At 36.2% G+C, this 21,841-nt stretch carries 15 protein-coding genes; 9 read left to right on the forward strand and 6 right to left on the reverse strand.

The window, feature by feature from the left end:
• Positions 1 to 5: 5 nt before the first annotated feature.
• A complete protein-coding gene (locus tag ACFQ39_RS04265; protein ID WP_377176744.1) occupies positions 6 to 401 on the reverse strand; it encodes a hypothetical protein in 396 nt (131 codons plus the stop codon).
• A 57-nt stretch (positions 402 to 458) separates the two neighbouring features.
• The gene (locus ACFQ39_RS04270) at positions 459 to 713 is read right to left on the reverse strand and encodes a hypothetical protein (RefSeq protein WP_377176745.1); all 255 of its coding nucleotides are present in this window, start codon (positions 711 to 713) and stop codon (positions 459 to 461) included.
• 73 nt (positions 714 to 786) lie between these two features.
• Between ACFQ39_RS04270 and mvaD the strand changes: the two genes are divergently transcribed.
• The 4 genes from mvaD to ACFQ39_RS04290 all read left to right on the forward strand — a co-directional run bounded on the left by mvaD (position 787) and on the right by ACFQ39_RS04290 (position 4,855).
• Positions 787 to 1,884 (forward strand): diphosphomevalonate decarboxylase, encoded by a 1,098-nt coding sequence (mvaD, locus tag ACFQ39_RS04275; protein WP_377176746.1) that lies wholly within the window; start codon positions 787 to 789, stop codon positions 1,882 to 1,884.
• 86 nt (positions 1,885 to 1,970) lie between these two features.
• Entirely contained in the window at positions 1,971 to 2,897 is a 927-nt protein-coding gene (locus ACFQ39_RS04280) for a mevalonate kinase family protein (RefSeq protein ID WP_377176747.1), read from the forward strand.
• 13 nt (positions 2,898 to 2,910) lie between these two features.
• Positions 2,911 to 3,849, forward strand: a complete 939-nt coding sequence (locus ACFQ39_RS04285; protein ID WP_377176748.1) for a geranylgeranylglycerol-phosphate geranylgeranyltransferase — start codon at positions 2,911 to 2,913, stop codon at positions 3,847 to 3,849.
• A 70-nt stretch (positions 3,850 to 3,919) separates the two neighbouring features.
• A complete protein-coding gene (locus ACFQ39_RS04290; protein ID WP_377176749.1) occupies positions 3,920 to 4,855 on the forward strand; it encodes a pseudouridine synthase in 936 nt (311 codons plus the stop codon).
• A 500-nt stretch (positions 4,856 to 5,355) separates the two neighbouring features.
• On the opposite strand, the gene ACFQ39_RS04295 is transcribed toward ACFQ39_RS04290, so the two are convergent.
• The 4 genes from ACFQ39_RS04295 to ACFQ39_RS04310 form a co-directional block, all read right to left on the reverse strand.
• Positions 5,356 to 7,908, reverse strand: coding sequence for an alpha-amylase family glycosyl hydrolase (locus ACFQ39_RS04295; protein WP_377176750.1), 2,553 nt, complete (start codon positions 7,906 to 7,908; stop codon positions 5,356 to 5,358).
• A gap of 64 nt (positions 7,909 to 7,972) precedes the next feature.
• Positions 7,973 to 9,289, reverse strand: a complete 1,317-nt coding sequence (locus ACFQ39_RS04300; RefSeq protein ID WP_377176751.1) for a SusE domain-containing protein — start codon at positions 9,287 to 9,289, stop codon at positions 7,973 to 7,975.
• Between the two features lie 18 nt (positions 9,290 to 9,307).
• Positions 9,308 to 11,218: a RagB/SusD family nutrient uptake outer membrane protein gene (locus ACFQ39_RS04305; RefSeq protein WP_377176752.1), complete on the reverse strand. Its 1,911-nt coding sequence runs from the start codon at positions 11,216 to 11,218 to the stop codon at positions 9,308 to 9,310.
• Between the two features lie 14 nt (positions 11,219 to 11,232).
• A complete protein-coding gene (locus ACFQ39_RS04310) occupies positions 11,233 to 14,139 on the reverse strand; it encodes a SusC/RagA family TonB-linked outer membrane protein (protein ID WP_377176753.1) in 2,907 nt (968 codons plus the stop codon).
• 314 nt (positions 14,140 to 14,453) lie between these two features.
• Between ACFQ39_RS04310 and ACFQ39_RS04315 the strand changes: the two genes are divergently transcribed.
• The 5 genes from ACFQ39_RS04315 (at position 14,454) to ACFQ39_RS04335 (ending at position 21,806) form a co-directional block, all read left to right on the forward strand.
• On the forward strand, positions 14,454 to 15,479 hold the full coding sequence (locus tag ACFQ39_RS04315) for a LacI family DNA-binding transcriptional regulator (RefSeq protein WP_377176754.1): 1,026 nt from the start codon (positions 14,454 to 14,456) through the stop codon (positions 15,477 to 15,479).
• 123 nt (positions 15,480 to 15,602) lie between these two features.
• Positions 15,603 to 16,955, forward strand: coding sequence for an MFS transporter (locus ACFQ39_RS04320; RefSeq protein WP_377176755.1), 1,353 nt, complete (start codon positions 15,603 to 15,605; stop codon positions 16,953 to 16,955).
• 6 nt (positions 16,956 to 16,961) lie between these two features.
• The gene (gene pgmB, locus ACFQ39_RS04325) at positions 16,962 to 17,615 is read left to right on the forward strand and encodes a beta-phosphoglucomutase (protein ID WP_377176756.1); all 654 of its coding nucleotides are present in this window, start codon (positions 16,962 to 16,964) and stop codon (positions 17,613 to 17,615) included.
• A 12-nt stretch (positions 17,616 to 17,627) separates the two neighbouring features.
• Positions 17,628 to 19,931: a glycoside hydrolase family 65 protein gene (locus ACFQ39_RS04330; RefSeq protein ID WP_377176757.1), complete on the forward strand. Its 2,304-nt coding sequence runs from the start codon at positions 17,628 to 17,630 to the stop codon at positions 19,929 to 19,931.
• Between the two features lie 9 nt (positions 19,932 to 19,940).
• Positions 19,941 to 21,806, forward strand: a complete 1,866-nt coding sequence (locus ACFQ39_RS04335) for a glycoside hydrolase family 13 protein (RefSeq protein WP_377176758.1) — start codon at positions 19,941 to 19,943, stop codon at positions 21,804 to 21,806.
• Positions 21,807 to 21,841: the final 35 nt, after the last annotated feature.

Below are 21,841 nucleotides of genomic sequence, written 5' to 3' on the forward strand. Positions count from 1 at the left end.
ATATGCTATTGAGAGGATTCAGAAGTCACTTGCTTCTTGCCAGTAGTATTAAAAGAATAGCCCATTCCACTTACCTCTCCATTAAATTCTTCTCCTACAATAGATCCGCTCAAATTAAATTCAGAACCTTCATAATCAAAATAAGCACTCATATTTCCAGAAATTATTTGAAGGTTTTGAAGTTCTATTGCACCTGAATCAGAAATAAGCTTTCCAACATAATTGTTATCTACCTTTTCAATATTGATCACTCCATTTATTGTTCCCATCGGAGTATCATTCACAACAATTTCCCAATTTCCTACATTTGGATCAGTAATCTCTGCAGTCTTTTTTGATGTGCCACAACTCATTGATATCAATAAGATCATTACAGTACAATGGGATAAAAGTGTTTTCATACCTTGGATATTTTTTCGAAATGTAATTAATTTTCTGTAATCAAAAAAGTAGTTTTCTTACTTTTCATCATTAGGTTTTGCTACTTCGCCCCGATGCGGTCTTAAAGCGTCTCTTACCGCCATCATATCAGATTCATTGACCACCAGAGAAGCCGTGCTATAAAATTCTTCTATAAACTGTGATCGAATTTCTTCAATCCTTACAGAGGATTTTTCTCTAAATTCTTCTAAATGAATACAATGATGTTCGGCGATTTGTTGGGCATCATGACCGCGAAAATCCCAGATCAGCCTGATTCTTCGGTTTGACATAAACTAAAATTATTGAGCAAACAAACTAAAAAAACTAGAAGTAAAAAAATTTATCTTTGCACAAACCTAAAACATGCTTCAAAACAAAGATTTCATTTTTACCGGCAACCTAACTTCTTTGCCCGATAAAACAAGTTTTTCATGGAAAAGTCCCAGTAATATTGCACTGATTAAATATTGGGGTAAAACAGATCCTCAGATGCCAAAAAATGCATCAATTTCTTTTACTTTAACCAAATCTTACACAGAGACAAAAGTCTATTTCACTAAAAATTACCTAAAAAAGAAAAGTGATATTTCTGTGACGCTTGATGGACAAAAAATGGATTCATTCGTTCCTAAAATTGAACAATTTCTGGAGCGGATCAATTATTTTACTCCGTATTTATCACAATACAATTTAGAAATTATAACCAAAAATTCCTTTCCACATAGCAGTGGCATTGCCTCGTCGGCGAGCGGAATGAGTGCTTTGGCACTATGTATAATGAGTTTAGAGAAAGAGTTAAACCCTTTTTTGGTTGAATCTTTTTTTAAACAAAAAGCTTCATTTTTAGCGAGGCTGGGTTCGGGTAGCGCCTGCAGAAGCGTAGAGGGTGAATTGGTGGTTTGGGGAAAACATAAGGATATCGACCATTCTTCTGATCTATTTGGAATTAAATTTTCCGAAGAAACAGATCCGGTTTTTCAGGCTTATCAAGATTGTATTTTACTAGTTGATAAAGGTGAAAAAGTAGTATCGAGCACTGTAGGGCATAACCTAATGATTGATCATCCTTATGCAGAACAAAGGTTTAATCAAGCAAATCAAAACCTTGCTCGTTTAGTTTCTGTCTTGAAAAGTGGCGATTTAGAGAACTTTATATCTATTGTTGAATCTGAAGCACTGTCGCTGCATGCCATGATGCTCACTTCAAATCCTTATTTCATATTGATGAAACCAAATACATTAAAAGTGATTGAAAAAATTTGGAGATACAGAAAAGACACAGGTGTTCCTGTTTGCTTTACGCTGGATGCCGGAGCAAATGTGCATGTTTTGTATCCTAAAAAGTGGAAAGAGGACGTTAATCAGTTTATTGAATTAGAATTGGCAAAGTATTGTCAAAATAATCATATGATATGGGATCAAGCCGGTATGGGAGCTGCACCTGTTTCTCCCATTTTTTAGTTTTTTTTAGGCAAAATTCAGTTTTGTTGACGTAATTGTAGTATTTCGTATATTTGTAAAACCTAATTGCTTAATTTTCAATTGTTATGAGAGGACCTCTTTTTTACGCAAAAATTCTTTTGTTCGGAGAATATGGCATTATCAAAGATTCAAAAGGATTGGCGATTCCATACAATTCTTATCAAGGAGCTTTGAAGCTGAGTAAAGAACCTAATGAATTAGCAAAGAGTTCAAATCAAAAACTAAAAAACTATTTAAGCTATTTAAAAACCTTGCAATATGAAGGACTCTTATTACGCTTAGACGAACTCGAAAAAGATATTGAGGATGGTATGTATTTCGACTCGAGCATTCCGCAAGGATATGGTGTAGGAAGTTCCGGTGCTTTGGTTGCTGCGATATACGACAAGTATGCTGATCAAAAAATTACTGTACTAGAAAATTTAACCAGAGACAAATTATTAAAATTAAAGGGGATTTTTTCACTCATGGAATCTCATTTTCATGGAAAAAGTTCAGGATTAGATCCCTTAAATTCTTATTTGAGTTTACCTATCCTGATCAATTCTAAAGACAATATTGAGCCAACTGGTATTCCTTCACAAAAAGAAGGAAAAGGAGCAGTTTTCTTGCTAGATTCTGAAATTATTGGTGAGACCGAACCTATGGTCAATATTTTCATGAATAAAATGAAAAATGAAGGTTTTAGAAAAATGATTGATGAAGATTTTGCTAAAATAACCGATGTGTGTATCCATGATTTTTTAAACGGAGATGCAAAATCCTTATTCAAAAATGTAAAAAAACTATCAAAAGTAGTGCTTAAACACTTCAAACCAATGATTCCAGATTCTTTTCATCATATTTGGCAAGAAGGAATTAAAACAAACGACTATTATCTTAAATTATGTGGCTCTGGTGGAGGTGGATATATTCTTGGTTTTACCAAAGATTACGAAAAAACGAAAGAAATTCTAAAAGCTCATAAACTGGAATTGGTTTATCGCTTTTAACAATCCATTCAAAATGGATCTATTAAAAATGGCTGAAGAAAATACGCCTAAAACACCTGTTAAACACTCCTTCCTGTTTAAATTTTTGAGTCTACTTTCTGTTGTGAGGGGCTATAATATTTTTATTATGGTTATGGCGCAATACTTGGCTGCCATTTTCATCTTTGCGCCAGAAAAATCTCTAAAAGACGTTTTGCTCGACCTAGATCTATATCTTATCGTTCTGGCAACCGTCTGCTCTATTGCTTCCGGATACATCATCAACAATTTTTACGACGCTAAAAAAGATGCGATTAATAGACCTATTAAATCAAAAATAGATAGTCTAGTTGCGCAGAATACCAAACTAAAAATTTACTTTTTACTCAATTTTATTGCCGTAATGTGTGGTTTAATGGTCTCTTGGCGTGCAGCTATGTTTTTTTCAGTTTATATCTTTTTGATTTGGATATATTCTCATAAACTAAAAAAGTACCCTTTAAGCAGATTAATTTCGGCATCAGTATTAACCTTACTTCCTTTTTTCGCCATTTTCGTTTATTTCAAAAATTTCTCCAATATCATTTTTACCCATGCCTTGTTCCTATTTTTAGTATTGATGATTAAAGAATTAATGAAAGATTTAGAGAATATCAAAGGGGACATTGCGCAAAATTATCTAACTATCCCTATCAAATACGGCGAAAGGTTTACGAAGATTCTCACATTTATTTTGGTTCTTTTTACACTAGACCCCATTTATTTTTTATGGAAATATCCGGAAATGGGTCTTATGAAATATTATTTTTACTTTACTGGAATAGTCTTCCTCATTTTTCTCTATCTCTTGTATAAAGCTAATTCAAAAAAGGATTACCTTATTCTACACAATATCGTTAAATTGATTATTGTAATTGGTGTTTTAAGCCTAGTGCTGATAGACACATCTGTCATCTTGCAAAGAATCCTTTAACCTTTATAATATTTACGCCTAACATTCTGTGTTAGAATTGTTTTTGTACTTTTGCAAAAAATTTAAAACAATGGCAACAGAAAAAAAATCGTCGGGAGGACGACAACAAAAATCGGGACCAGCGCCCATTAAAAGAAATTTAGCTGCTAGAAAAAATAAAGATTCCAAAACATCTACTCCAGAAAGAAAAGGACCTTCAGGAGAGAAAAAAGATAAGAACTTTAGGCCACACCCGGAAAAAATCAAGAACTTTAAGGTAAAGACGGAAAACAAACCCACCGCTCCAAAAGTTGAAAAAGAGACAATACGCTTGAATAAATATATTTCCAATTCCGGAATTTGCTCCAGAAGAGAGGCTGATACCTTTATCAAATCGGGAAATGTAAAAGTGAATGGCATCATTGTTACCGAAATGGGCTTTCAGGTTAAACCAGGCGATGAAGTTAGATTTGACGATTCTGTGATTTCACAAGAAACTAAAAGATACATCCTTCTCAATAAACCCAAAAATTTCATTACCACCATGGATGATGAAAAAGGGAGAAAAACGGTCATGGATTTGGTAGCGAACGCCGCCAAAGAAAGAATTTACCCTGTGGGAAGACTCGATAAAAATACTACCGGCTTGCTACTTTTTACCAATGATGGAGAATTGGCAAAAAAATTGACACATCCTAAATTTGAAGTGAAAAAAATCTACCATGTTTCACTGGATAAAAAACTAGCTTTAAGTGACTTACAAAAAATTGCAGCTAATTTTGTTTTAGAAGGGAAAATGGTTTTTGTAGACAACATTTCCTATATCGAAGGAAAATCGCATGACGAAGTTGGGATAGAAATCCATTCTGGAAGAAATCGAATTGTAAGAAAGATATTTGAACATTTTGGTTACGTGGTGACTAAATTAGACAGGGTCTATTTTGCCGGGTTGACGAAGAAAAACCTCGCCCGAGGTGTCTGGCGCCCACTTACACAGCAAGAAATCATTAATTTAAAAATGATCTGAGCGAAATCAAAGACTGTCTAAAATGACAGTCTTTTTTTTTAGTGGTTTATGTCCGTTTAGTAAAAAATACAGAGCCATAAAATATGGCTCCCTCTATTCTCACTGGTTCAGTAAAAATCCTTTCTTTAAAAATACTGGAGAGCGCACTGAAAGCGCACTGAAAGCGCACTGAGATTGCACTGAGACCACACTGAGATTGTATGGTGATTGCATTTAGTCATCACTGTAATAGTATTATAACATAGACTTAAATGCCATTATAGTGTCTTCTCATAGGTAAATCATAGCTGTTATAAGGCATTAACCATAGCCTAGCGATATGCTGATCAGCACTTTCGCTTATTCGTGAGTAATCAAATTGGCTTAGAAGGAAGTAGCGGTAAGTTATGGAGTATAAGGACCAAGATCATAATGGCCAAGACCTGAACAGATTACATTTTACATTCGGCCTCAATAAAAAAAGCCATCTAAAAATAACGCTTTAGATGGCTTCATATGGCTTATTGTATGATCAACTGCCTACTTTCACTGGCTTGATCCTTATAAATTTTTAACCAGTAAAGAGCGGGTTTTAATTGACTTGTATCAAATCTGTGATCGGCATTAAAATCTCCTTCAAACTGCATCACTTTTCTTCCGAGCATATCATAAATTTCCACTTTATCCACCTCATTCCCTACTCTAAAAAAGTTGGTTGAGGGATTAGGAAATAAGGTCGAAAACTGCTCATTTACAAAGATTTCTGAAGACAAGGTCACTTGACTACTTCCGTAGATTTTATATTCACCAGGAGCGAGGCTAATGGGTGTAGATACATTTGAAACATTGATTGTAGCTTCTGTCATCAAGTCATACCAGGTACCTGTTTTTTGAAAATTTGGTGTTATGCTCTGAGTTGTTACGCCAAAATTTCCTAAAATGGTAATATATTCAACCTCCGGATTCTGACTTTTATCTCTTAATTGAATTTTTTTAAGTCCTGTACTCGCAGCAACATCCAAAGTAAAGTCATCGGTTTGAAAAATACTCAATTGATTTTTCATTTTCAACATTTTGGTCCAAGCATCATACAAAGCCTTTCTATTAACATCATCAAAATACTCCCATTTAATGGGTTTGTTGCTCACACGACAGTTGTTGTTAATTGTTCCATCCGGGCATGTGTTGATACTTAAATCATACCCCAGTTCACCGAACTGCCAAATCATTTTTGGCCCCGGAACTGTAAAGTAAAATGCCCCTGCCAATTCATTTCTTTTTAAGGCCGTATTGAGATCCTTCACATTATAACTTCCACTTGAATTTCCAAAACTGATATTTTTATACATCAAACGTTCTTCATCGTGGCTTTCCATATAAGCTATATTGGCAGGTACTGTCCATCCTCGTCTTAGATAAGAAATCCAAGAAAAATCTGATTTTCCATTAGAATTAAAGCCCATAGTTCCTTCATTGTAACTACCATTAAGATTGCTCCACACCATAATCCCCTTTCCTTCATTCAATCTGTAGTTGACCCATTCAGTCTCTTCCTGATTAGTGCCTAAATGTTCAAAGATTACGTAAAAATTAGGATCGATTTCCCATTGGTAATCAGCATATTTTTTTAATACGGCTACGCGATCGGCTTGATACGCATTGGTACAGGTCTCGTTGGAAGCGCTGCAGTTCTGCGTAAATCCTTTGGTAAGATCCCATCTGAATCCATCTATTTTATATTCGTCTATCCAAAACTGTGTGGTGCGCTTTACATAATCCTGAGTTGAAGTCTTACTATGATTAAAATCGTTAAATACGCTATAGCTATGTGTTGCAGCGCGGTTAAAAAATGGATTTTCAGTGGTTGCTTCTCCAGTATATCCGCCATTACTTGTATTCCACATACGGAAATAAGGGTGCTGACCTGTAGCATGGTTATAGACAACATCCAGAATTACCGCCATACCACGTTTATGACATTCATCTATCAGTTGCTTGAATGCATTTGGGGTGCCATAATACTTGTCTAAAGCCATATGAAACGCAGGGTTATATCCCCAGGATTCATTTCCGTCAAATTCACTCACAGGCATTAGTTCTATAGTGTTGACACCCAGTTCAACCAGATAATCTAATCTCTCTTTGACCGCATTAAAACTGTGCAAGACATCAAAATCACGAAGCAATAATTCATAGATGACCAGATCTGTTTTGGCAGGCTTTTGAAAATCTTTAATCTGCCAGTTAAAAGGAGTATCTCCTATTCTAAACAGACTGACTGCATGACTTGTCTTTCCGGTTGGATACGAGGGTAAGTTTGGATATGTGACTTCGTCAATAAACTTATCATTATTCTCATCTAAAATAGTCGTAGAATACGGATCCGCAATTCTGATTACACCATCTACCAAATATTGGTACCGAATATTAGTTTTGGATGTTAATCCAGAAATCTCTAACCAAAATCGGTTCTTACCGCTGTCTTTTTTAAGCAGATAATTGTTGTTCTTCTCCCAATTGTTAAAATCACCCAAGAGATAAACAAACTCCTTTTGTGCAGCAAAAAGCACAAAAGTGACTTTTGAAGGATCATTTGGATTTATATTTATCCCATCTACTAACCCTGCGGGAAGAGGTGCTTCTGTTAAAGGGGGAACTTCTATGGAACCAACTTGTGCGACATAATCTTGTGATTTTTTCTCACCTGTTCCGTTCTTGGCCTTGACCAAAAATCCGATCGACTCCAACCCTGTTCTGGCGTAAAAGGTGGTAGGCACAAAACTAATAGAATAGGTTCCATTTCCGTTATTAGTCATTTTTTGCACCTCATTTGAATTTTCCCAGGTACCATTCGTGGGTGAATTCACATCATTTGAATCTGAAGATTTTCTAGACCAGGCCCAAAGATAGATATCTGTAACACCCCATAAAGAAGGATTGACATTGGAAACTGTAATGGTAATTTGTTCATCCTCGTTAAAAGGATCAGGTTCGACTTTAAAGGTCACATTTTGCACTTGTGCAAAAACGCTACTCACAACAATAAGGAAAAATAAAAGTAAAAGTTTTTTCATAAGTCGAATTTTAAAAGACAAAAAGGCTGTTGTTACACAGCCTTTTTTACTCAATTAACAAAAATTATTTAGCTGTAATGCTATATGTAGGATTATCCGGATTTGATAGATCCATGATAATACTGTAGGTTCCAGCGGTACTTGGAATATTAGCCCCATCAGGTTCTAATGTTCCATCTCCTCCATCATCACCATAATTGCCAGGCCAATCATTGTTCGGTCTGAACTTAATTTCACCTGTTAGTAGGGTAATAGAACTAATATAGTATACCCCTTCTTGACTGAAATCAGGAGTAAATGGGAAATCAGGTCCTGCAGCTCCCCAATCGTTATATCCTGAACCTACAACTCCCCAAATATCGGTTTCCTCGATGGAGTATGTCAAGTTGTTCAAATCCATAGTGATTAAGTAATTTCCTTTGCTTACAGGGATGTTATCACCGCCGGCGTCTAAAATACCGTCTAAGCCTGTATCTCCATAATTGGTACCCCAATCATTATTGAATCTAAATTTCATTTCGCCATCAGCTAATGTAACTACAGCTTTCCAAGTATCAGAGAATGAATCATACATCATTGGCATATCGGGACCATCCCAACCATTCGTTGTAGCAGATCCGACCAGACCCCAAGTATACTTTTCAACTGTATAGGTCGACGCATTCTCATTGAAAGTCACTTTATAGGTTCCGGCAGTAGCCACTATATTGGCACCACCTGGCTCTAAAGTACCGTCAGCACCATCGTCCCCATAATTCACAGCCCAGTCATTGTCTTTTCTGATCTTCCACTCACCATCTGTTAGCGTAACATAGGCCACATAGACCCCTGCCTCATCAGTCTTATAAAAAGGTACATCTGGTCCGTCCCATCCATTGGGTGTCGCACTACCCACCAGACCCCAAGGTGTAGAAAGATCCAATACATCTGCATAGGCTGTAGCCATTAAATTGTTGATGTTTGAATCTATACCATATCCAGTCCTGTCATTTAATACCGCCTTAACTTTTACTTGTATTTCAGCTGCTTGTCCTGGTTCCAAATCTAAGTTAAGCAAAATTTTGTTTAACTCTTCATTTTTAAAAGTTTTAGAAAAAGCTCTTCCACCATTACTAGACTGAGCATTGGTAAAATTACCTCCAACCTTATCAAAATAGATCATATAATTCGCAGAAGCCGCGTAGCCGAAATCCGGCTCTGTCCATGTTACAGTTAATACATCCATCCCTGCATTGTCTTTCTCAAGGACAACCTCACTGGTTGAGAGTTGAGAACTTGTTGACGCAGCCGGATTAAGTACCACCTGATCATCCTCTGAACAAGATCCTCCAATAAGGGATATTGCCAGCAAAATCAAAATTTTATTTATAAATACTTTCATCATGTTCTTGTTTTAATATTAATATCCAGGATTCTGTACCAATGTTGGATTGGCAATCAAATCAGAGGATGGAATTGGATAAATGTCTCTGAAAGCTTCAGTTGTTTTACCCTCCATTACACCGCCTTTCCAAGGCCAAATTCCTTGTGTAGAGAATTGACCAAAGCGAATCAAATCTGTTCTTCTATGTCCTTCCCAGAATAATTCTCTAGACCTTTCATCTAAAATAAAATTCAAAGTTAAATTACCGGAAGAAATATTTCCACTACCACTGCCATAAGCTCTTTCTCTTAACATGTTGATATAACTCACTGCTGAATTAGCATCTCCTCCTCCACCTTTTAAAAAGGCTTCAGCATACATCAAATAGGCATCTGCCAACCTGAACATTGGAAAATCGATATCTACGAATTCTCCGGCATTGTCATTCCCTCTATTTCCATTAACATCCACATTTCTATACTTAGCAATGGCATAACCATCAGTAAAATTAAATGGATCTTCAATTTCCAGGGTTTGTCCTTCACTAAACAACATATTACGGCTATCGCCAGAAAATGTTAGTGTATATTTATTGGTATTTAGATCCATTGTTACGTAATAGATTCCTGCAGATGAGACGGCAATGTTCGCTCCACCTGACTCCAAATTTCCGTTATTACCACCGTAATTATTACCCCAATCTTCATCAAATCTAAATTTGATTTCACCAGCTTTTAAGTCTGCATAAAGTGCATAAGTGTTTGTGCCTGTAGATCTCATTTCCATGTCAGGGCCATCCCAACCATTGGTTGTTGCACTACCTACTAATCCCCAATCTGTTGCAGCGCCTAAAGCTGTATTTAAAGATGCAAGATCAGGTTTTTCATCAAATTTTTTAACAAGATTTTTAGTTGTTCTGATACCTGCCCATCCACCATTGATTCCAAACTCAGCTGCATCCATTTCTCCACCAACAGCTGCATGGGTCAAGAAAGTGGTGCCACCATAACCCAATGTGCTCACTCCGTCAAAACGCACGGTGAAAATGGTTTCATTTTGCGCACCGTTTCTGTCATTATCAGCTAAGAATAGTTTTTGATAATCATCGACTAAACTATAACCACCTTCGTTGATCACTTTATTAATATAGGTCATAGCCTCAGTATATCTTCCACTTCCGGTATATACCTCTGCATTCAAATACAATTTTGCCAATAACATCCATGCCGCACCTTTATCTGCTCTTCCCAAATCATTCTGACGAGCACCTTTCAAGGTACCTTCTATCGCCAATAATTCTGACTCGATAAAAGAAAATAGATCTGGTCTCGAAATCTGCGCAGGAAAGAAGTTTCCTACTATATCGTCCTCAGTTACAAAAGGTACGTTGCCGTAAAAATCGAGGGCATGCCAATAGCTCAAAGCTCTCATAAAACGCGCTTCAGCTCTAAAAACTTCCACTTCTTCTCTTAAAGTACCATCCACGCCTCTTCCGTCTAATTTTTCAGCAGTGGTCTCTCTCAAAAACTGATTTGTGATACCAACCTGAAAATAAATACGGTCGTACATCGCTCTGACAAATTCGTTCGAGGGAGTCCATACCTGATTGTGAAGGTCATGAATAGTTCCATCTTTCCAGGCGATGATCGCCTCATCTGTTGTTAATTCCTGATGTTTCCAAAATTGACGAATATAATTTGAGAATCCTTCATCAATTCCCTGAATATCAGGTTGTCCCGCAGGACCTTGCTGACCACTTACAGCCAGACCTGCATACACTCTTGCCATAAATTGCTCATAAGAATCAGGATCGCTAAATACCTGAGCCTCCGTCAATTCTGTGATCGGCTCTTTGTCTAATTCACTCTCACAAGAGGTGAAAACAAGCATGAACATTACAATGACAACGCTCAAGCTAATTTTTGTTTTGTTTATAAATACTTTCATTATCAATGTATTTTTTAAAAGTTAACATTAAATCCGAACAACAAAGTCTGTGGACGTGGATAGAAGTTATTATCTATACCTCCATTTATTTCCGGATCTAAACCATCGTAATCTGTAATGGTAAATACGTTTTGAACTGTTGAATAAATTCTCAATCTCACATCGCCATTTTTAAGATTTGAAAAATTATATCCTAATGTGATATTATCCATTCTTAAAAATGAGGCGTCTTGCACGTAATAATCAGACCAGTACTGTGGGTTTCTAAAATTAGTGTCTAATATAGAAGAATGCGCATTTCGAATTGTTCCTAAATCATAAAGGTTATCTTGATTTCCATTCGCAGAAGCAACGTTGTTGTATGCATAATTACCTAAACTGGCTCTCATAGTGAAATTCAAATCAAAATTTCTATAGTTCATGTAAGATGATAGACCTAACAACCAATCAGGGTTTGGACTATTGAAGATTCTTTTGTCAGCATCCGTAATTGCTCCGTCTTCATTTGTATCAACGTATACACCTTCAATAGGGTTTCCGTCATTATCATATACTTGTTGGTATACTAAAAATGAACTTTGTGGATACCCAACTTTATGCGTTTGAATGGTATTACCAACACCTCCACTGATACCTCCGGTAGCCAAACCTGGTGAAGTTGGATCATCAACTGCATTCAACTTTTTAATTTCATTTTCTAACCAAGTAGCATTGAACATTAAATTCCAAGTGAAATTCTCACTCTGAACCACATCTCCATTTAATGTAAATTCAACCCCTTGCTTGTCCAAATCTCCAATATTGGTATACAAGCTGTTCGAAAGGTTAGATCCTGCAGGAGGAGCAACTGTGTTTAAAATATCTGTAGACTCAGATTTAAAATATTCTATCGAACCGGTAACTCTGTCCATAAAAAATCCATAATCCAAACCAATGTTGTAAGTTGCTGTTTCTTCCCATTTGATACCAGCGTCATATCCTGCTGGTCTCAAAGTATTGATGTATGTATCTCCAAAAGGATATCTCACGTTATCCTGACCTTGAAGATAAACGGGTAAATAACCAAAATCACTACCTATTTCTTGTTGACCGGTTTCACCGTATCCCAAACGTAATTTTAAAGTAGAAATGGTCTCAGAATCTTGCAAAAAGGCTTCCTCAGTAATATTCCAAGCCAAGGCACCAGAATAGAAATTACCCCAACGATTTTCAGGAGCAAATCTTGAAGAACCATCTCGTCTGTAAGTGAACGTCAATAAATAACGATTATCATAACCGTAGTTCAAACGGGCGATATAACCTAGTAATGCATTGGTTGAAGCATATTGGCTTTCTCTTACTGTACCATCTCCATCTCTATTAAAGCTACTGTTTTCGCGATAAAAATCTTGAAATGATTGACCTAACATGATGTCGAATCTATGCACATCATTAAAAGTTTGTACATAGTTCAAATAAACGTCAGCAAGTGTATTTCTTCTCATGCTGTCGTAAACTCCCCTTGTACCACCATTGTAAAAGCCACTGGCAGAAGAAGCTAGAGTTTGATTGTTGCCATCTACTTCTGAGTAGTCGAAACCAAAATTGGCCACAATACTTAAACCTTCTAGAAACCAAAAAGAATAATCAAACTTTGCATTTCCAATAAAACGATCTGTTCCGGCATGACTTTCAAACTGATTCAAAAGTCCTAATGGGTTTCTAGGAGAAAGGTTATTAGGTGATCCATTGGCATTTAACCATTCCCAATAGCCACCGTAATTGTCATTACCACTAAAAACCGGTTTAGTAGGATCCATGGATACAGAAGAACCTATGGCACCTTCGTTGGCGAATTCGTCTTGAGCGAATGAACCTCGAATGTTAAAATCCATCTTCAAACTATTGTCAAAAAGGTTTTGACGGAAATTTAAAGCTGCGGTCTTTCTGTTGTATTCTGAAGTTTTCAATATACCTTCTTGAAGAAAGTATCCCATTGAAATTCTGTAGGAACTATTTTCAAAACCTTCAGAAAACGACAAGTTATTATCTGTACCAAATGCTGTTTGATAGATTTGATCTTGCCAATCTGTTTCATCATCCGTTAATAAGGCAGCAGCTTCAGGTACATTAAGCCCATTAATTGCATTAATAAACTCCTCTTTATTTAATAGGTCCACTTTGTTTTCAGCTCGACCCCATGAAAATTTACTATCAAGACTAATATTAAAATCTTGATGCATTTTTCCTGACTTTGTAGTAATCAAAATAACACCATTACTCGCTCTAGATCCATAGATTGCTGTTGCTGAAGCGTCCTTTAAAATGTTGAAGCTTTCAATGTCATTTGGGTTGATCGTATTAAGTGCAGGCCCATCTTGGTCAACAGGTACACCGTCTATAACGATCAAAGGGCTGTTACTTGCACTCAAAGAAGAAACACCACCTCTAATTTTGATCGTACCTCCTTCACCAGGTCTACCACTTGGCGGAACTACGTTCACACCCGCAGATTTACCTGTAATTAACTGTTCAGGAGAAGCTATTGCCCCAGGGTTGAATTCCTCTGAAGATACGCGTTCAACTGCTCCAGTTGCGTCTTTTTTAGTGGTCTGACCATAACCGATCAAAATCACTTCTTCTAAACTTTCTGCAGATTCTTCCATCAACACATTCATGTTTTGAGAAGCTGTCATTTCCACATTGTTGTATCCAACATAAGAGAATACAATCACAGCATTTGGATCATCTACAGATAATTCAAAATTACCGTCAAAATCTGTGGCAGTACCCGTGCTTGAACCTTTTACCAAAACAGTCACACCGGGTAGTTCGGATCCTGTAAGTCTGTCTGTTACTTTTCCACTAATCACATCTTGTGCAGACATCATTACAGGAAACAATAACACCAAACTGAGGATTAATTGTCTAAATTGTTTCATAAATTACATTAATTTTTAGCACTAATTATTTTAAAAAAACTTGCCTTTCTTTAAAATTTCGTGGCGTGAATTTACATATTTAACATGCATTTAACATTGATTAAAATCAGTCAAAAAGTTACGAAAACGTTTGCGTGTTGATAAGTTTCTCAACTCCAACGTTTGCGTAAATCGTATTTTTTTGAGTTCAAATTCAATTTTTTGCATTTTTAGGTCTTTAAATTAGCGATTTAACAAAATCAACCATTGCATTTTTTATCTCGTTCAACACAAAAAAGGGTATATAATCAGTAGATATTCCATATATTTAGCCTATGAAATCGAAGATTACCTTAAAGAAAATTGCGAAAGAGTTCGATGTCTCGATTTCTACCGTTTCCAAGGCTTTAAAAAACAGTCATGAGATAAGCGAAGAGTTACGCGAAAAAATTCAGGCTTTTGCCAATTACTATCATTACAAACCCAACAGTTTAGCTTTAAATTTAAGAAGTCAGAAGACAAAAACGATTGGTATTATTATTCCCGAAATTGTTCATCATTTTTTTACAACCGTGATCAGTGGAATTGAACATATAGCAAACGAAAAAGGTTACAATGTGATGATATGCGTTTCAAATGAATCTTTTGAAAAAGAGTTGTTAAACATGGAAATGCTTGCCAATGGAATTGTTGATGGAATCATTGTATCACCCTCAAAAGAAACGTTGAGAAAAAAAGATTTTAAACATTTCGAGGCACTTATAGCGAATGGTATGCCCTTGGTGATGTTCGATAGAACCATAGACGAAGTTAAATGCAGTAAGGTAATTGTTGATGATGAAGGAGGTGGATACTTAGCCACCAAACACCTCATCGATATTGGATGTAAAAAAATAGCCATAATCACCACAGAAGATTTTCTGACAGTTGGATCGCAAAGAACCAAAGGCTATCTCAAAGCTATTAAGGAATCCGATTTAGCAGTTCGAGAGAATTTTATTATTTGCATTGATGACAAACACGACATGAACGAACAAATCGCTCAGCTCTTTTCTCTAAGTGATCCGCCAGACGGCATTTTTGCTGTGAATGAAATTTATGCCGCCACAACAATGAAAATTGCTCAGAAATTAGGTTGGAATATACCTGATGAGCTTGCCATTATTGGCTTTACCGATGGTTTCATTTCAGAATTTACCAACCCTCCCCTTTCAACGGTAGCCCAACACGGTTTTAGGATGGGATTGAAATCATTTGAACTTTTATTGGATGAAATCGAGCACCAGGAAGAAGGTTATAGCCATCGTATTGAAAAGATTAGCACAGACCTGATTCTGCGAAAATCTACCATCAAAGAGTAATTGTTTTTATTTTTTTTATACATTTGCACACTTGCCTTTTTTAAAATTTCACAAGAAAGCGCTTTAGGCGCCTGTAAAATCATTAAATGTATTTCTTAAAGAGTACATTAAAAAACTGATCTTGTGGAAAAAAGAAAACTTAGCTTTTTAGAAATTTGGAACCTTAGTTTTGGGTTTCTCGGCATTCAAATGGGTTTTGCCCTACAGAATGCAAATGCCAGTCGAGTGCTTCAGATCTTCGGAGCAGATGTTCATGAACTTTCCTGGTTTTGGATAGTGGCACCTTTAACAGGTTTGATTGTTCAACCCATTATAGGACATTATAGCGATAAAACCTGGACTAGATTAGGTAGAAGAAGACCCTATTTTCTGGTTGGTGCGATCCTTGCCTCAATTGGTCTGGTGCTTTTGCCAAATGCCAGCATGTTCACCGCTTTTTTACCGGCCTTGTGGATTGGCGCAGGGATGTTAATGATCATGGATGCCTCTTTTAACATCGCCATGGAGCCCTTCAGAGCACTAGTTGCAGATGTTTTGCCAAGTGATCAAAGAACACTTGGCTTCAGCATTCAAACTGTACTAATTGGTATTGGAGCAGTCATAGGCTCTTGGTTACCATATGCCCTAACTAACTGGTTTGGTGTTTCGAATGTTTCTGCAAAAGGTGAGGTCCCTCTAAACTTGTTGTTGTCGTTTATCATTGGTGCAGCTGTACTTATCATAAGCATCTTAATTACAGTCTTTAACACAAAAGAATACTCTCCAGAAGAAATGGAGGCGTTTAACGGTAAAGAAGAAATAGGTGAAAATGCAAAAGAATCTAGCTTACTCAATATTTTCACAGATTTTAAAGAAATGCCTACAACCATGCGGCAATTGAGTTGGGTTCAATTTTTTTCATGGTTTGGCTTATTTGGTATGTGGGTATTTAGCTTGCCCGCTATAGCACACCATGTATACGGACTTCCTTTAGACGATAATAACAGTGAATCTTATCAGAATGCAGGTGATTGGCTCGGTATTCTTTTCGGAATTTACAATCTCGTCTCTGCTATTTATGCCTTCTTTTTACCTGCAATTGCCAAAAAAATTGGGCGTAAAAAAACGCATGCGGTTTCTTTGATCGTTGGTGGTTTAGGACTTTTATCAATCTATTTCGTGCCTAATGAAAATTGGTTAATTCTCTCTATGATAGGTATCGGAATTGCTTGGGCCAGTATTTTGGCTATGCCTTATGCTATTCTTGCAGGGTCTATTCCACCGAGAAAAATGGGCGTATATATGGGAATATTTAACTTTTTTATTGTGTTACCCCAAATCATTAATGCAATTATTGGTGGTCCAATGGTAAAACATCTCTATGGTGGAAATCCAGTATATGCTTTAGTCGTTAGCGGATTTTCTTTTTTATTGGCGGCAGCTTTAGTTTTTAAGGTGAAAGATGTTGACGATGAAGTTGAATTAATTAAAGAATAATTGAAAATGAATAAAAACGCATTTATATTCGATCTTGACGGTGTGATTGTAGATACGGCTAAGTTTCATTATTTGGCCTGGAAACAATTGGCCAATGAACTGGGTTTTGAATTTACCGAAGATCAAAATGAGCAATTAAAAGGAGTGAGCAGAGTAAAATCTTTAGAAATTCTCTTAAAGATTGGAAATGTAAGCTTAGATCAAGATCGTAAGGAACGACTAATGTTCGAGAAAAACGAAAGATATTTATCCTATGTGGCAAATCTTGATGAAAGTGAAATCCTTCCCGGAATTAAAAACTTACTTCTGTTTTTAAAAGATAAAAACATTCCTATTGCTTTAGGGTCAGCAAGCAAAAATGCCATACCAATTCTTAAGAGTTTGGCGCTCTTTGATTTTTTTGACACCATTGTTGATGGGAATGATGTAAGCAATGCAAAACCAGACCCAGAAGTTTTCCTACTGGCTGCCAAACAGCTTAACATTGAGCCCAAATACTGTTTTGTAGTAGAAGACTCACTGGCAGGTATTCAAGCGGCAAATTCTGTGCATATGGTTAGCATAGGTATCGGAGAAAAAGAAAACTTGCCTGGTGCAAACCACATATTCAACTCTACTCAAGACCTGACTGTTGATTTCGTAGAGACCATTTTAAATTAATACTGATTACTAATGAATAAGAATTATATAGTTCCTAATGAATGGAATATCATTGAAGAAGGCTTCGATGCGGAAAATGTAACCTCATCTGAAAGTATTTTTAGTTTGGGGAATGGTGCCATGGGGCAAAGAGCTAATTTTGAAGAAAAATACTCAGGGGATACTTTTCAGGGTAGTTATATAGGCGGGATCTATTATCCGGATAAAACCAGAGTTGGCTGGTGGAAAAATGGTTATCCGGAATACTTTGCCAAAGTGCTTAATGCTCCAAACTGGATCGGAATAAGGGTAATTATCGGACAAACTGAACTCGATTTAAATCATTGTAAAGTCACTGATTTCAAAAGAGTGCTCAATATGAAAGAAGGCTTTCTTCAAAGGTCTTTTAAGGCAGAATTATCTTCTGGTGATCAGATAAAAGTAGAAGTAATCAGGTTCTTGAGTTTAGACATTAATGAAGTGGGTGCTATTAAATACACCGTAACACCTTTAAACTTTGACGGAGAAATTACGTTCATTCCTTATATCGATGCAGGCATTGTGAACGAAGATTCTAATTACGACGAATTCTTTTGGGAAATCGAAAATATCAGAGAAGGCAAAGACGAAGCTTTTATACTGTCAAAAACCTTAAAAACAGGATTTTACGTAAGTACAGGGATGAAAATGGCCTTTTCTTTGAACGATATAGAAATTCCTTTAGAAAGTGAAATTCAAAAAGAAGAAAAAAGCATTGCTTATACCTATAAATCCTTCGTAAAAAAGAATGATTCTTTTACCATTTATAAATTTGGAGGATATACCCAATCTATGAATTATCCCAAAGAAGAATTGTTGTTTGCTTCGCAAAAAGCACTTCAAAAGGCGGTGATTATCGGTTTTGACAATTTATTGGAAAAGCAAAAACTGGCATGGGAGAAAATTTGGGATACAGCAGATATTGTTATTGAAGGAGATCTGCTAGGTCAACAAGCCATCAGATTCAATATTTTTCAACTTAACCAGACGTATAATGGTGAAGACGCAAGATTAAATATTGGACCAAAAGGCTTTACCGGCGAAAAATATGGTGGAAGTACCTATTGGGATACAGAGGCATATTGCATACCTTTTTACATGAGTACCAAGCACAAAGAAGTTGCCAAAAATTTATTGGTTTACAGATATAATCATTTGCAGAAAGCCATAGAAAATGCAGCGAAATTAGGTTTTTCTGACGGTGCGGCATTATATCCTATGGTAACGATGAATGGCGAAGAATGTCATAACGAATGGGAAATTACCTTTGAAGAAATTCACAGAAACGGATCGATGATTTATGCCATTTACAATTATGTGAATTATACCGGAGACTACAGTTATATTCCTGAATACGGAATGGAAGTTATGATTGGAGTATCCAGATTTTGGCATCAAAGAGCAAATTTATCGACCGAAAAAAATAAATATGTTATTTTAGGTGTTACTGGTCCAAATGAATACGAAAATAACGTAAACAATAACTGGTATACAAATTATATTGCCAAATGGTGTATTGATTATACCATTGAAAACATTGATAAACTCAAAAAAGAATTTAAAAGTGATTTCGACAGAATATTGGCAAAAACAAATCTTAAAGAAGAGGAAATAAAAAGTTGGAAGGAAGTTGCGGATAAAATGTATTTCCCATATGATGAAAAAAGAGAAATTTACCTACAACAAGACGGTTTCTTAGACAAACACTTGCTTACGGTCGATAAACTTCCAAAATCTGAAAGACCCATTAATCAAAAATGGTCATGGGATAGAATTTTAAGAAGTCCTTATATCAAACAAGCAGATGTTTTACAGGGTATTTATTTCTTCGAGAATCATTTTGATCTGGATACCATAGAAAAGCATTTCAACTATTATGAGCCTTTTACGGTACATGAGTCATCACTATCACCTTGTGTTCATTCTATCCTGGCAGCTAAAATAAATAGAATTGAAAAAGCCTATGAGATGTACCTCAGAACCTCTCGTTTAGATTTAGACGATTACAACCACGAGGTTCATGAAGGTTTACACATTACGAGCATGGCTGGAACCTGGCTTTCTGTAGTTCAAGGTTTTGGAGGAATGAGGAATTTTGATAATCAGCTTTGTTTTGATCCGCAAATTCCCGAAAAATGGACATCTTACTCCTTCAAAATAAATTATCGAGGAGGAACCTTAAAAATTCAAAAAGGACATAAATCCTGTGAATTTTTTAATGAATCGGATCAACCGATAGATATTTATGTGAGTGGTCAAAAAATCACAATACCGGCATCAGGATCAGCAAATGTTTAATTTAATAAGATGAAAAACAGTATAGTCACATCTTTTTTAGGATTATTTTTTATGATTGGTTATGGACAACAAGTAAAAATTGAACCTCCAAATTGGTGGGTTGGAATGAAACATAATACCATTCAACTCATGCTTCATCGCGAAAATATTTCAGCATACGATGTGACGATCAAAAGCAATGAAGTAAAGCTATTGAAATCCCAGAAAACCGATAATCCCAATTATCTGTTTCTCACCTTAGATTTGAGCAAATTAACAGGAGCTGGTCAAATTCCTTTACATTTCAGCGCTAAAACGGAAAAAGATTTTGTTTTGAATTATGAAATAAAAGAAAGGGAGGACAAGGCTTTACAAATAAAAGGATTTGATGCTTCTGATGTGATTTATTTAATTACGCCAGATCGTTTTGCCAATGGAGATCCGTCTAACGACATTGTGAAAGGATTAAATGAAACCCAGATCGACCGCAAAGATGATTACGGCAGGCATGGTGGAGACTTAAAAGGTATCATAGATCATTTAGATTACATTGAAGAAATGGGTTTTACAGCTATTTGGCCCACTCCGCTGTTGATCAATGATATGAAAAGTAGCTCTTATCACGGTTATGCCATTACTGATCTGTACGCGGTAGACCCTCGTTTTGGAACTTTGGAGGAATACATTGATCTCTCAAGAAAAGCAAAAGAAAAAGGGATTAAACTTGTGATGGATCAAGTTGCTAATCATATTGGCAGAGAACATTGGTGGATGAAGGATCTGCCGTCTAAAGATTGGGTAAATTATCAAGACGAATTTTTAAACGATAGTACAGTTGTTACAAACCACAGAAGAACCGTAAATCAGGATATCTACGCATCAGAAAAAGACAAAAAGCTAATGGCCGAAGGATGGTTTGTTCCGAGTATGCCTGATATGAATCAGAAAAATCCACTTTTGGCAGAATATCTTATCCAAAATAGCATTTGGTGGATAGAAACGTTACAATTAGGTGGTATAAGACAAGATACTTATCCGTATCCCGATAAAGAGTTTATGTCTGACTGGGCCGGCAGTATTATGAAAGAATATCCAGAGTTCAGCATAGTGGGTGAAGAATGGAGTTATAACCCATTGTTGGTGGGTTATTGGCAACAAGGAGCAAAAAATAAGGATGGATACGAATCAAATTTAACCTCAACCATGGACTTCCCCTTGCAAAAGGCAATTGTAGATGGAGTGAACGAGGAGGAAAGTTGGGGAACAGGTTTAGTGAAAATTTATGAAGGTTTAGCCAATGATTTCGCTTATGCACATCCCGAGAAAATTATGGCATTTTTGGATAACCATGATATGGATCGCGCTTTTACTCAACTTAAAAAAGATCCTGTAAAACTCAAAATGGCACTTGGCTATTTGCTCGCATTGCCAAGAATCCCACAAATCTATTATGGCACTGAGGTGCTGATAGAAAACTCAGCTAAACCGGGAGACCACGGCCTCATAAGAACTGATTTTCCAGGAGGATGGAAAGGAGATAAAGTAAATGCTTTTACAGGAAATGGATTGTCTAAAGATCAGTTAGAGATGCAGTCATTTTTGAAAAATGTTTTGCGATACAGAAAAAACAGTCAGGCTATTCACCAGGGGAAATTAATCCATTTTGGACCGGAGAACGGTGTTTACGCCTTGTTTAGAATCAGCGAAGAAGAAACCTATATTGTTATTCTAAACAAAAATGAAAAAGCCATTGAACTCGATTTAAGCAGGTTTGAAGAAATAGGTTTAAATGATAAAAAAGTTAGAGACATTATATCTGGCAGTACAAAAACTTGGAATAAATCTCTCAAAATTGGACAAAAAGGAATCACTTTGTTATCTACCAAACTGAACTAATTGACGGCTATTTACAAATTGGATTTTTAATAAAA

Source organism: Namhaeicola litoreus (genome assembly GCF_042679565.1).
Classification (GTDB): Bacteria; Bacteroidota; Bacteroidia; order Flavobacteriales; family Flavobacteriaceae; genus Namhaeicola; species Namhaeicola litoreus.